Genomic DNA, 12,575 nt, shown 5'->3' on the forward strand with positions numbered 1-12,575 from the left:
CATGTGTTAGGCCTGCCGCCAGCGTTCAATCTGAGCCATGATCAAACTCTTCAATTTAAGTTTGATGCTCGTGAATTAAACTTCGTAATGAATTACGTATGTTCACTCAGAGACTTGGTATTCATTTATTGTCCGAAGACATTAAGAATCCATGTCACTTTGAGTGCCCACACAGATTGTCTGATAAATTGTTAAAGAGCAGTGCCGCTTCGCTTTTCGCTTCGGCGCGGGGTGTGCATATTACGCTTTCCCGCTTCAGAGTCAAGCGTTTATTTTCGCTTTTCTCTCCTGACCCGGCGGCGTGTGTGCCGTTGTTCCGTGTCAGTGGAGGCGCATTATAGGGAGTTATTCCGACGTGACAAGCATAAAATACAAAAAACTTTTCGTTCGCTCACTTTTCAAACTTAACGCTTATTTATGTCGCGAATCGCCCGTTAAATGTGCGATTTCCCGCGCAAAACTGGCCACCTGCGACCAGTCGGTATAAACCACTTCTTTACGCGTATCGGTTTCACCCCCGGTCATCTTCATAATCAGGCGGATCATAAAGCGGTCATACCAGCGGTAGCGAGGATAGCGCAGCGCGCCGGCAAAGACGGCGCACAGGTCTGGCTGCCACGGCGAGCCGAGTAAAAACTTGCGCGTGTAGCTGTTCGTTTGTGGCGTACGCTTCTCGGCTTTACGTGCGACCAGGTTGACCGAGTAAAACGCACCGGGCAATTTGTTGAGTACCGCCGTGTGCTTTTTCACAAAGCGATCCAGCGCCGGATGGAAATGCCCGTAACGAATTGACGCGCCAATTACCACGCGATCGTACTCCTGCCAGGCTATCTGCTCCGCACGGTTCAGGTTCACCACATCAGAGTAAATACCCAGCTCTTTTAATTCCGACGCCAGATAAGCGGCAATCTCACGCGTTTGCCCGTCTCGCGTAGAGAAAAGAATCAATGTTTTCATCAACGGCTCCTTACTCGCGCCAGAATGTAGGGGTGAACAGCACCAGCAGCGTAAAGACCTCAAGACGACCAAACAGCATATTGGCGATGAGGATCCATTTCGCGACCGGGTTCATGCTGGCAAAGTTATCCGCCACAACGCCCAGGCCGGGCCCGAGGTTATTCAATGTTGCTACGACGGACGCAAAGGCGGAGAAATCATCCACCCCCGTCGCGATAATCGCCAGCATGCTGACGATAAAGACCAGCGCATACGCCGAGAAGAACCCCCACACCGCTTCGAGGATACGTTCCGGCAGTGCGCGGTTCCCCAGCTTAATGCTGTAAACCGCGTTAGGGTGGACCAGGCGCTTCAGCTCACGGTTCCCCTGCTTAAACAGCAGCAGAATACGAATCACCTTCAGGCCACCGCCCGTAGACCCCGCACAGCCCCCGATAAATGCAGAGCATAACAGCAGCACCGGCAGGAACAGCGGCCAGCGCGCGATGCTGTCCGTGGTAAACCCGGCGGTCGTCGCCATCGATACCACCTGGAAGAACGCCTGATTTAGCGTAGTCAGCGCGGAGTTGTAAACATTATGGAACCACAGCACCAGGGTACAGATGATCACCAGCGTCAGCTGGACGCCAATGAACATGCGGAACTCCGGGTCACGCCAGTACACCTTCAGGCTGCGCCCGCTCAGTAAAGAGAAGTGCAGACCGTAGTTACAGCCCGAAATCAGCAGGAAAATGGCAATGATGGTGTTAATCGTTGGGCTGTCGAAGTATCCGACGCTGGCATCGTGGGTGGAAAACCCGCCGATAGCAATCGTCGCAAAGCTGTGTCCGATGGCGTCGAAAGCCGGCATCCCGGCAAACCATAGCGCCACCGCACAGGCCACCGTCAGTAATACATAGATAAGCCAGAGGGTTTTCGCCGTCTCGGCAATACGCGGGCGCATTTTGTTATCTTTCAGCGGCCCGGGCATTTCGGCGCGATAAAGCTGCATGCCGCCAACGCCCAGAATAGGAAGAATAGCCACTGCCAGGACGATGATCCCCATCCCCCCGAACCACTGCAGCATCTGACGATAAAAGAGAATGGCGTGCGGGAGTGAATCCAGCCCCACCAGCGTCGTCGCCCCGGTGGTTGTTAAACCGGAGAACGATTCAAAAAAGGCATCCGTGATGCTCAGGTTAGGCTGTTCAGAGAAGATGAAGGGCAGCGAACCGACGCTCCCCAGCACCGTCCAGAACAGGACCACAATCAGAAATCCTTCGCGAGATTTCAGCTCACCTTTCTGACGACGGTTTGGCCACCACAGCAGCGAGCCGATCGCCAGCGCGACAAAAAAGGTCTGGGTAAAAGCCCGCCCCGCGCCGTCCCGATAGATAAGCGCCACCAGTCCTGGGAGAATCATCGTCCCGGAAAAGAGTATGACCAGCAGTCCAACGATTCGGGTTATGGCACGAAAATGCATCTCTGCCGCTTCCTTTGGTATTCATAAAAGTGAGGTGGGGATTATTCTTCAATCGGCAGCAATTGCAACGAACCACGACTAAAATCAGCCAGTTTTGCTGAAAAAGCAGCCAGCTCCGCCTGCGGAAGCGCCACGCGTAATTGCACCATTGCCTGATATTCACTGTGCGCGATGACGCCGTTAAACTGTTTGAGCAGCGTTTCAATGCCCGATAGCTGAGCGTAATCGCACAACAAAGTATATTCGGTGAGCGGCGTTTTGCGGATCGTTGTGAGCATATTCAGTGCCTGCTGAACTCCGCCGCCATAGGCTTTTACCAGCCCACCCGTGCCCAACAGGATGCCGCCGTAGTAGCGCACCACCACGGCGGTAATTTCACCCACGTCGCTGCCCATCAGCTGCGAAAGCATGGGTTTACCGGCCGTGCCCGCCGGTTCACCGTCGTCGGAAAACCCCAGCTGTTGTGAATCGTCCGGCGGCCCTGCCACCCACGCCACACAGTGGTGACGCGCGTCAGGATGCTCAGCCCGAACGGATTCGACAAACGCCTTTGCCGCCTCTACGCCGTCGGTATGCGCCAGCAGCGTAATAAAGCGGCTTTTCTTGATTTCCTCAACAAAGGTGACCGGTTCAGCCGGTATCAGCCAGCTTTCCATCAGGCCAGCTTCAGGTCTCGCGTCATATTCTCAATACCGTTTTCGTGAACCACCACGTTATCTTCGATGCGAATACCGCCAAACGGCTTCAGCGCGTCAATTTTTTCCCAGTTGAAGTGCTTGCTGAACTGGCCTTCACGCCACGGCGCCAGCAGGGATTCGATAAAGTAGATCCCCGGTTCAATCGTCAGCACCATACGCGGCTCCAGAATACGGGTGCAGCGCAGGTAAGGATATTTAGACGGTGCCGCCAGGTGCGTGCCGGTGTCATCCTGCATAAAGCCCGCAACGTCGTGAACCTGCAGGCCCAGCGGGTGACCGATACCATGCGGCATGAATGGCCCGGTCAGATCGTTTTCGACCATCGCCTCTTCGCTCATGTCTTTCACAATCTGATGTTTACGCAGCAGTTTTGCGATGCGCTGATGGAACTGGATGTGATAATCCACATAGCTGGTTCCCGCCTTCATGGTGGCAATCAGCGCCAGCTGTTCATCGTTCACGTCTTTAATCAGCTGCGCGAAATCGGTATCCGCATTCGCCGCCCAGGTACGGGTCAGGTCGGCCGCGTAGCCGTTGTACTCGGCGCCTGCGTCAAGCAGGAAGCTGCGCATTTCCGACGGTACGTGGTGATCCAGTTTGGTGTAATGGAGCACAGACGCGTGCTCGTTCAGCGCGACGATATTGCTGTACGGCACGTCGGTATCACGGTGGCCCGTCGCGGTCAGATAGGCCTGATTGATGTCGAACTCGCTCATCCCCGACTGGAATGCTTCGTGTGCGGCACGGTGGCCATTCACCGCCGTTTTTTGCGCTTCACGCATGCAGTAAAGTTCGTAGTCGGTTTTATACGCGCGGTAATAGTGCAGGTAATCCAGCACCCCTTTCGGATTGAGTTTGTCTGCCGGAATATCCAGACCCAGCGCGCGCTCCGGAACAGGGCCAATATAGGCGATGTTGCCCCGCGCGGCAGGCAGCTGGCTGCCAATGCCGTCCGCTTTCGGCAGCGCAATCACATCAATTTCTTCCGTCCAGAAAGAGGTCGGCAGCGGTTCTACGTTGTGCCAGTAATCGACCGGCAGGTAGAACCACAGCTTCGGCTTGTTCACGCCATCCACCAGCAGCCAACAATTTGGAACCTGAGTCACCGGCACCCAGGCTTTAAACTGCGGGTTCACCTTAAACGGATAAGCGTGGTCATCCAGAAAGGTATTCATCAGCTCGCCGGAGTGGATCAGCAGCGCATCCAGCTTAAAGCGGGCCAGTACATCGCGGGTACGTTCCTGTAGGGTAACGATATGATTTTTATAAAGCGAAGCCAGTGAGTCCATCATTCTTCCTTTCGTTTTTTTGACCTCAAGTCATCGCATCTTAGCACACCTCACTCCGGCTGCGTGATTTCCACCGACCGTGATCAATGCAGCAATTTCTTAATGAGTAATTTGCATTTTATTAACATAAATCCCACACTCCGATTCATCTGGTATGACCAGATCCAATTGCTGGATTCAGGAGACTGACATGCTCTACAAAGGCGACACCCTGTACCTCAACTGGCTGGAAGATGGCATTGCCGAACTGGTGTTCGATGCCCCCGGCTCAGTGAACAAGCTTGATACCGCGACGGTGGCCAGTCTTGGCCAGGCGCTGGATGTTCTTGAAAAACAACCTGAATTAAAAGGGCTGCTGCTGCGTTCGAACAAAGCGGCCTTTATCGTCGGTGCCGATATCACCGAATTCCTTTCGCTGTTCCTGGTTCCGGAAGAACAGCTGAGCCAGTGGCTGCACTTTGCCAACAGCGTCTTTAATCGTCTGGAAGATTTACCTGTCCCGACCATTTCCGCCGTTAACGGCTACGCGCTGGGCGGCGGCTGCGAATGCGTACTCGCGACCGACTACCGTCTGGCGACGCCGGACCTGCGCATCGGCCTGCCGGAAACCAAGCTGGGCATCATGCCGGGCTTTGGCGGCTCCGTCCGTATGCCGCGCATGCTCGGTGCCGACAGCGCGCTGGAGATCATTGCCGCGGGTAAAGATGTCGGCGCAGAACAGGCGCAGAAAATTGGCCTGGTCGACGGCGTCGTGAAGCCTGAGAAACTGGTTGAAGGCGCAATCGCCATTCTGCGTCAGGCCATTAACGGCGATCTCGACTGGAAAGCCAAACGCCAGCCGAAGCTGGAACCGTTAAAACTCAGCAAGATTGAAGCCACCATGAGCTTCACCATCGCCAAAGGCATGGTGATGCAGACGGCGGGTAAACACTACCCGGCGCCGATCACGGCGGTGAAAACCATTGAAGCGGCCGCTCGTCTCGGACGCGATGAAGCGCTGAAGCTCGAAAATCAGAGCTTTGTCCCGCTGGCTCACACCAATGAAGCTCGCGCGCTGGTCGGTATCTTCCTCAACGATCAGTTTGTGAAGGGTAAAGCCAAACAGCTGACCAAAAACGTTGAGACGCCAAAACATGCGGCGGTACTCGGCGCCGGCATTATGGGTGGCGGCATCGCTTACCAGTCGGCCTGGAAAGGCGTGCCGGTAGTGATGAAAGACATCAGCGAGAAATCCCTGACGCTGGGCATGACCGAAGCGGCCAAGCTGCTGAATAAACAGCTGGAGCGCGGAAAAATTGACGGGCTGAAGCTTGCAGGTGTGATCTCCACCATTCAGCCCGTGCTGGAATACAGCGGTTTCGACCGCGTGGACGTAGTAGTCGAAGCCGTCGTCGAGAACCCGAAAGTCAAAAAAGCGGTGCTGGCAGAAACGGAAGATAAAGTTCGTCCTGAGACCGTGCTGGCCTCTAACACCTCCACCATTCCAATCAGCGAACTGGCGAGCGTGCTGAAGCGTCCGGAAAACTTCTGCGGGATGCACTTCTTCAACCCGGTACACCGTATGCCGCTGGTCGAAGTGATCCGCGGGGAAAAAACCTCTGACGAAACCATCGCTAAAGTGGTGGCATGGGCGAGCAAGATGGGCAAAACGCCGATCGTTGTTAACGACTGCCCGGGCTTCTTCGTCAACCGCGTGCTGTTCCCTTACTTCGCCGGCTTCAGCCAGCTGCTGCGCGACGGTGCGGACTTCCGCAAAATCGACAAAGTAATGGAGAAACAGTTCGGCTGGCCGATGGGCCCGGCGTATCTGCTGGATGTGGTCGGCATTGATACCGCCCACCATGCTCAGGCGGTGATGGCGGCAGGCTTCCCGCAGCGTATGCAGAAAGATTATCGCGACGCCATTGACGCTTTGTTCGATGCTAACCGCTTCGGCCAGAAAAACGGCCTGGGCTTCTGGCGCTATAAAGAAGACAGCAAAGGCAAACCGAAGAAAGAAGAAGATGCCGCGGTGGATGGCCTGCTGGCCGACGTCAGCCAGCCAAAACGTGACTTCACCGACGATGAAATCATCGCCCGCATGATGATCCCGATGATCAACGAAGTGGTGCGTTGCCTTGAAGAAGGCATCATCGCCAGCCCGGCAGAGGCCGACATGGCGCTGGTGTACGGCCTGGGCTTCCCTCCGTTCCACGGCGGCGCGTTCCGCTGGCTGGACACGCTCGGCAGCGCCCGCTATCTCGATATGGCTCAGCAGTATCAGCACCTCGGCCCGCTTTATGAGGTGCCGGAAGGGCTGCGTAACAAAGCGCGCCATAACGAACCCTACTATCCAGCAGTTGAGCCAGCCCGTCCGGTTGGCGAGCTGAAAACGGCTTAAGGAGTCACAATGGAAAAGGTTGTCATTGTTGATGCGATTCGCACCCCGATGGGCCGTTCAAAAGGCGGTGCATTCCGTAACGTGCGTGCGGAAGACCTCTCCGCGCATCTGATGCGTAGCCTGCTGGCGCGTAACCCGGCGCTGGATCCTGCTGCGCTGGACGATATCTACTGGGGCTGCGTGCAGCAGACCCTGGAGCAAGGTTTCAACATCGCCCGTAACGCGTCGCTGCTGGCGGAGATCCCGCATTCGGTTCCGGCCGTCACCGTCAACCGCCTGTGCGGTTCGTCAATGCAGGCTCTGCACGACGCGGCGCGGATGATCATGACCGGTGATGCGCAGGCCTGCCTGGTGGGCGGCGTTGAGCACATGGGTCACGTGCCGATGAGCCACGGGGTCGATTTTCATCCTGGCATGAGCCGTAACGTGGCGAAAGCCGCGGGGATGATGGGCCTGACCGCCGAGATGCTCTCTCGTCTGCACGGCATCAGCCGTGAAATGCAGGATGCCTTTGCCGCACGCTCTCACGCTCGCGCATGGGCGGCGACGCAGTCCGGTGCCTTTAAGAATGAGATCATCCCGACCGGCGGCCACGACGCTGACGGCGTACTCAAGCAGTTCAGCTACGACGAAGTCATCCGCCCGGAAACCACCGTAGAAGCACTTTCTACCCTGCGCCCTGCGTTTGATCCGGTCACCGGTACGGTAACGGCAGGTACTTCGTCGGCGCTGTCCGACGGTGCCGCCGCGATGCTGGTGATGAGCGAAAGTCGTGCCCGCGAGCTGGGCTTAACGCCTCGCGCTCGGGTACGTTCGATGGCGGTCGTGGGCTGCGATCCTTCAATCATGGGTTACGGTCCGGTTCCGGCCTCGAAGCTGGCGCTGAAAAAAGCGGGATTAGCCGCCAGCGACATCGACTTGTTTGAAATGAACGAAGCGTTCGCCGCGCAGATCCTGCCGTGCATTAAGGATCTGGGGCTGATGGAGCAGATCGACGAGAAGATTAACCTCAACGGCGGCGCGATCGCCCTCGGTCACCCGCTGGGCTGCTCCGGGGCGCGTATCAGCACGACGCTTATCAACCTGATGGAACGCAAAGATGCCCAGTTTGGCCTGGCAACGATGTGTATCGGGCTGGGTCAGGGTATCGCGACGGTGTTTGAGAGAGTGTAAATCAGGAAAAGTATCTCAAAGCCAATGACGTCAGAACGAACGCAGCCAACGCAGTTATGGCGTCATTGGCGAAGAGAAAGAGTTTAGTTGCCGTTCTTCCCGCCTGTCAGGGGCGGGTTTTTTATTTAGATAAACGCAAAAGCATCGCCGAACAGGCGGTCTTCACGCGCGTCACGTTCGTTACAGAACAGGTCGCGGGCAATTTTCGCCATCTCAAAACGGCCAGCGATATAGATATCGTGCCCTGCCAGCGTACCATGATCCTGCAGCACCGCCGTCAGCACCGTACCGCTACGACCACGCCAGCCCTCTTCCGGCTGCTCAACCACCGGCTCAATGCGCAGGTTAGGATGGGTTACGCTCAGCGCTTCCAGCTCAGACAGGTCGTACAGATGTTTCTCTTCGCGGCCACCCCAGTAAATGGTGATGTCGCGGTCAGGGTTACGCGCCAGGGCGGTCAGCAGAATGGAGCGCACGTAAGAGAAGCCCGTACCGCCAGCGATCAGGATCAGCGGACGGTCTTCGTCATCGCGCAGCCACGCATCGCCGTGCGGAATATCCACTACGATCTCGCGCTCTTTCAGAATGCGGTCCATGACGGCCATCGCATACAGGTTAAGCTCTGACGCACCAATATGAAGCTCAATAAATTCCTGCTCCGCTGGCGTGGAGGCCATGGAGAAAGGACGCTTATCACGCTCATCCATCACGACCATCAGGTACTGACCCGCGCGGAAAGAGAATGGCGCTTCTGGCACTAAACGGACGCGATATACGGTGTCGGTGATGGCATCTACCGAGGTCACTTTACAGCTTAAGGTTGTCATTCGCTCTCTCTGTCGGGAAGTCTATAGGGCTTAACGGTCAGCTCAGGGTTTACCGTTATTCATTATGGCCAGCTCGTCCCAGATCGCGTCAATGCGCGCGGTCACAGCAGGATCTTTTTTGATCGGGCGACCCCATTCACGGTCGGTTTCGCCAGGCCATTTATTTGTGGCATCCAGTCCCATCTTTGAGCCAAGGCCGGAAACCGGCGAGGCAAAATCCAGGTAATCTATCGGCGTATTTTCGACTAACACCGTATCGCGCGCCGGGTCCATTCGCGTGGTAATGGCCCAGATTACGTCATTCCAGTCGCGGGCGTTAACGTCATCATCGCAGACAATAACAAATTTGGTATACATAAACTGGCGCAGGAAAGACCATACGCCCATCATCACGCGTTTAGCATGACCAGGATACTGCTTCTTCATCGTGACCACCGCCATGCGATACGAGCATCCTTCAGGCGGCAGATAAAAATCAACAATTTCCGGGAACTGCTTTTGCAGGATCGGCACAAAAACTTCATTCAGCGCCACGCCCAGCACCGCCGGTTCATCCGGTGGACGTCCGGTATACGTGGAGTGATAAATCGCATCTTCACGCTGCGTAATATGCGTCACGGTAAACACCGGGAAGTTATCCACTTCGTTGTAATAGCCGGTGTGGTCGCCGTAGGGGCCTTCTGGCGCCATTTCACCCTGCTCGAGGTAACCTTCCAGCACAATTTCCGCACTGGCCGGAACTTCGAGATCGTTAGAGATACACTTCACGACTTCGGTTTTCGTTCCGCGCAGCAGGCCTGCAAATGCATATTCAGAGAGTGTATCCGGCACGGGTGTGACGGCTCCCAGAATGGTGGCCGGATCGGCGCCTAAGGCGACAGACACCGGGAAGCGTTCCCCCGGATGCGCAGCGCACCACTCCTGGAAATCCAGCGCGCCGCCGCGATGCGACAGCCAGCGCATGATGAGTTTATTCTTGCCAATCAACTGCTGGCGGTAAATACCGAGGTTTTGCCGCTCTTTGTGCGGGCCGCGCGTAACGGTCAGCCCCCAGGTAATCAGCGGCGCGGCATCTTCAGGCCAGCACTGCATAATAGGGATTTTAGTCAGATCTACCGCATCGCCTTCCAGCACTTTCTGCTGGCACGGCGCGCCGCGCAGGCGTTTGGTGGGCATATTCAGCACCTGCTTAAACTGCGGCAGTTTGTCGAACAGATCGCGAAAGCCCTTCGGTGGCTCCGGCTCTTTCAGAAACGCCAGCAGTTTACCGACTTCACGCAGCGCAGAGACGTCTTCCTGCCCCATTCCCAGTGCAACACGACGCGGTGTACCAAATAGGTTGCACAGCACCGGCATGGAGTAACCTTTCGGATTTTCAAACAGTAATGCGGGGCCACCGGCACGCAGGGTGCGATCAGCAATTTCTGTCATTTCCAGATAAGGATCGACAGGAAGTGTAATACGTTTGAGTTCACCCTGCTTTTCCAGCAGCGTCAGGAAGTCGCGGAGATCGTGGTATTTCATGCAGTTAATCATGGCCTCTCTGTAAGCGCTTCATTATACGGCGTAAGCCTGCTTGATGCTGTAATTTTGTTAAATAAGCGTGAACTTATGCGTTCTGTTCCATTTTCCCCCATTATAATCAACTTAGCGATCCCGCCAGGGTTTTGATATGCTTGCGCCCCGAACTAAGGGAAAGAGTGATTATGCAGGCCTGGTATTTACTGTATTGCAAACGCGGGCAACTTCAGCGCGCGCAGGAACATCTTGAACGTCAGTCTGTAAATTGCCTGACACCCGTGATCACGCTTGAAAAAATGCAGCGCGGGAAGCGCACAACCGTCAGTGAGCCGTTGTTCCCGAACTACCTCTTCGTGGAGTTCGACCCGGAAGTCATCCACACCACCACCATCAGCGCAACGCGCGGCGTCAGCCACTTCGTTCGTTTTGGTGCCCACCCGGCAACAGTTCCGTCAACGGTCATTCATCAGCTGTCAATTTATCAACAGCCTGAAGGGATCACCGACCCCGAAACTCCTTACTCGGGCGATAGCGTCGTCATTACCGAAGGCGCTTTCGAAGGCCTGCAGGCGATTTTTGCCGAGCCGGACGGGGAAGCCCGCTCTATGCTGTTGCTCAATCTGCTGAACAAGCAGGTGCTGCAGAGCGTTAAAAACACCGACTTCCGCAAGCTTTAAACGTTTATCCCGAACAGGTTACGCACGTTGTCATCCGTCTGCGCCGAAAGCCAGTGCGGATCCTCTCCGCGCCACTTCGCAACGCTCTCCACAATGTGCCCCAGATACGCGGGCTCATTGCGCCGCGATGCCGGTTTGGGTTTCATATCGCGCGGTAGCAGATAAGGCGCATCGGTTTCAAGAAGCAGCCGGTCAGCCGGGATTACCGGCAACAGCTCACGAAGTTCAAGCCCGCGGCGCTCATCGCACACCCAGCCGGTAATACCCAGATAAAGCCCTCGCGCCAGGCAATCCAGCGCTTCCTGCCGTGAACCGGTGAAGCAGTGCAGTACCGCGCCGGGCAGTTTCTCCAGCCACGGATCCAGAAGCGCCAGAAAACGCTCATGCGCGTCGCGACAGTGCATAAACACGGGCATTCCAAGCTCTGCCGCCAGCGCAAGCTGGGCAGTAAACGCCTTTTCCTGCTCTTCAGGCGTGGAAAAGTTACGGTTGAAATCGAGACCGCATTCGCCGATCGCTACAACGTCTGGCGTCTTCGCCAGCCTGTACAGGGTGTCGCCACTTTCCGCGGTCCACTGGCTGCTGTCGTGAGGATGCACGCCAGCGGTAGACCAACAGCGATCGTAACGTTGCGCCAGCTGCTGCGCCTGCTCGCTCTCATGCAGGTTGGTGCCCGTCAGCAGCAGTCCTTTCACCCCGGCGGCAAACGCACGCGCAACCACCTCATCACGATCTTTCGCAAACTGCGAGCTGGTCAGGTTGAGTCCGATATCAAACATGCAAATCCCCATATAACAACCGCCCTGACGGGCGGCTGGTTTTACTCTTCAGTGGTCTTGTCGGACGTATCGTCTTCGTCATCCGCTCGACGTCCTTTACCCACGTAGAAACGCGAGAAGAAAACGCCGACCTCAAACAGACAGTACATCGGTATGGCCAGCAGCGTCTGCGAGAACACATCCGGCGGTGTCAGCAGCATGCCGACAACAAATGCGCCCACAAGGATATACGGACGCTTCTTACGCAGGTCATCCGGGGTCGTTACTCCTACCCAGCAGAGCAGCACAATGGCCACCGGCACTTCGAATGCCACGCCAAACGCCATAAAAAGCGCCATCACAAAGCTGAGGTAGCTGGCGATATCCGTCGACACCTGGACCCCTTCCGGCGCGGTATGCGTCAGGAAGCCGAAGGCCAGCGGGAAGACAACGAAATAGGCAAACGCCATGCCGATATAGAACAGCAGCGAGCTGGACACCAGCAGCGGGATCACCAGCTTGCGTTCATGCTTATACAGCGCGGGCGCCACAAACGCCCACACCTGGTAAAGAATGACCGGCGCAGAGGCAATCAACGACACCCAGAAGGTCAGCTTGATGGGGGTAAAGAACGGAGAAGCAACGTCTGTTGCAATCATCGTTGCGCCCAGCGGCATCTGCTTGATCAGCGGCGCAGAGACCACCTGATAGATATCGTTGGCAAAATAGACCAAGCACAGGAATATGAGTAAAACCGCAATAATGCAGTTTAACAGGCGCTTACGCAGCTCAATGAGGTGCGTAATCAGCGGTTGAGTATCATCTACTGCCAT

General features: G+C 56.0%; 11 protein-coding genes. 3 read left to right on the plus strand and 8 right to left on the minus strand.

The window, feature by feature from the left end:
- Positions 1–411 precede the first annotated feature (411 nt).
- Genes hemG through pepQ form a run of 4 tightly spaced genes read right to left on the minus strand, consistent with a single transcriptional unit; the run spans position 412 to position 4,406 of the window.
- The gene (gene hemG, locus NUX24_RS19335) at positions 412–957 is read right to left on the minus strand and encodes a menaquinone-dependent protoporphyrinogen IX dehydrogenase (RefSeq protein WP_032662851.1); all 546 of its coding nucleotides are present in this window, start codon (positions 955–957) and stop codon (positions 412–414) included.
- 10 nt (positions 958–967) lie between these two features.
- A complete protein-coding gene (gene trkH / locus NUX24_RS19340) occupies positions 968–2,419 on the minus strand; it encodes a Trk system potassium transporter TrkH (protein WP_257833512.1) in 1,452 nt (483 codons plus the stop codon).
- A 41-nt stretch (positions 2,420–2,460) separates the two neighbouring features.
- Positions 2,461–3,075, minus strand: a complete 615-nt coding sequence (locus tag NUX24_RS19345) for an IMPACT family protein (RefSeq protein ID WP_214577596.1) — start codon at positions 3,073–3,075, stop codon at positions 2,461–2,463.
- Positions 3,075–4,406, minus strand: coding sequence for a Xaa-Pro dipeptidase (gene pepQ / locus NUX24_RS19350; protein WP_045888442.1), 1,332 nt, complete (start codon positions 4,404–4,406; stop codon positions 3,075–3,077). The genes NUX24_RS19345 and pepQ overlap by 1 nt, the downstream gene beginning before the upstream one ends.
- A gap of 190 nt (positions 4,407–4,596) precedes the next feature.
- On the opposite strand from pepQ, the gene fadB reads away from it, so the two are divergent.
- Positions 4,597–6,786 carry a fatty acid oxidation complex subunit alpha FadB gene (gene fadB, locus NUX24_RS19355; protein ID WP_257833514.1) on the plus strand — a complete coding sequence of 730 codons (2,190 nt, stop codon included), beginning with the start codon at positions 4,597–4,599 and terminating at the stop codon, positions 6,784–6,786.
- Between the two features lie 9 nt (positions 6,787–6,795).
- Complete coding sequence (gene fadA / locus NUX24_RS19360) at positions 6,796–7,959, plus strand: acetyl-CoA C-acyltransferase FadA (protein WP_063408166.1); 1,164 nt, start codon at positions 6,796–6,798, stop codon at positions 7,957–7,959.
- A gap of 125 nt (positions 7,960–8,084) precedes the next feature.
- On the opposite strand, the gene fre is transcribed toward fadA, so the two are convergent.
- Both fre and ubiD read right to left on the minus strand, forming a co-directional pair.
- On the minus strand, positions 8,085–8,786 hold the full coding sequence (gene fre, locus NUX24_RS19365; protein WP_008501516.1) for an NAD(P)H-flavin reductase: 702 nt from the start codon (positions 8,784–8,786) through the stop codon (positions 8,085–8,087).
- Positions 8,787–8,828: 42 nt separating this feature from the next.
- Positions 8,829–10,319, minus strand: coding sequence for a 4-hydroxy-3-polyprenylbenzoate decarboxylase (gene ubiD, locus NUX24_RS19370; RefSeq protein ID WP_161496003.1), 1,491 nt, complete (start codon positions 10,317–10,319; stop codon positions 8,829–8,831).
- A gap of 173 nt (positions 10,320–10,492) precedes the next feature.
- Here ubiD and rfaH point away from each other — a divergent pair, with 173 nt between their 5' ends.
- Complete coding sequence (rfaH, locus tag NUX24_RS19375) at positions 10,493–10,984, plus strand: transcription/translation regulatory transformer protein RfaH (protein ID WP_033146887.1); 492 nt, start codon at positions 10,493–10,495, stop codon at positions 10,982–10,984.
- On the opposite strand, the gene tatD is transcribed toward rfaH, so the two are convergent.
- The gene (gene tatD, locus NUX24_RS19380) at positions 10,981–11,763 is read right to left on the minus strand and encodes a 3'-5' ssDNA/RNA exonuclease TatD (protein ID WP_047647022.1); all 783 of its coding nucleotides are present in this window, start codon (positions 11,761–11,763) and stop codon (positions 10,981–10,983) included. The genes rfaH and tatD overlap by 4 nt on opposite strands.
- 41 nt (positions 11,764–11,804) lie before the next feature.
- Positions 11,805–12,575: a Sec-independent protein translocase subunit TatC gene (gene tatC, locus NUX24_RS19385; RefSeq protein WP_023309607.1), complete on the minus strand. Its 771-nt coding sequence runs from the start codon at positions 12,573–12,575 to the stop codon at positions 11,805–11,807.

The sequence above is a fragment of the Enterobacter sp. HG048 genome (genome assembly GCF_024702055.1).
GTDB classification, from domain to species: domain Bacteria; phylum Pseudomonadota; class Gammaproteobacteria; order Enterobacterales; family Enterobacteriaceae; genus Enterobacter; species Enterobacter dykesii.

Excerpts from the sequence above, each read along its gene's own strand:
- hemG (WP_032662851.1), bottom strand. The coding sequence starts at position 957 with ATGAAAACATTGATTCTTTTCTCTACGCGAGACGGGCAAACGCGTGAG.
- trkH (WP_257833512.1), bottom strand. The coding sequence starts at position 2,419 with ATGCATTTTCGTGCCATAACCCGAATCGTTGGACTGCTGGTCATACTC.
- NUX24_RS19345 (WP_214577596.1), bottom strand. The coding sequence starts at position 3,075 with ATGGAAAGCTGGCTGATACCGGCTGAACCGGTCACCTTTGTTGAGGAA.
- pepQ (WP_045888442.1), bottom strand. The coding sequence starts at position 4,406 with ATGGACTCACTGGCTTCGCTTTATAAAAATCATATCGTTACCCTACAG.
- fadB (WP_257833514.1), top strand. The coding sequence starts at position 4,597 with ATGCTCTACAAAGGCGACACCCTGTACCTCAACTGGCTGGAAGATGGC.
- fadA (WP_063408166.1), top strand. The coding sequence starts at position 6,796 with ATGGAAAAGGTTGTCATTGTTGATGCGATTCGCACCCCGATGGGCCGT.
- fre (WP_008501516.1), bottom strand. The coding sequence starts at position 8,786 with ATGACAACCTTAAGCTGTAAAGTGACCTCGGTAGATGCCATCACCGAC.
- rfaH (WP_033146887.1), top strand. The coding sequence starts at position 10,493 with ATGCAGGCCTGGTATTTACTGTATTGCAAACGCGGGCAACTTCAGCGC.
- tatD (WP_047647022.1), bottom strand. The coding sequence starts at position 11,763 with ATGTTTGATATCGGACTCAACCTGACCAGCTCGCAGTTTGCGAAAGAT.
- tatC (WP_023309607.1), bottom strand. The coding sequence starts at position 12,575 with ATGGCAGTAGATGATACTCAACCGCTGATTACGCACCTCATTGAGCTG.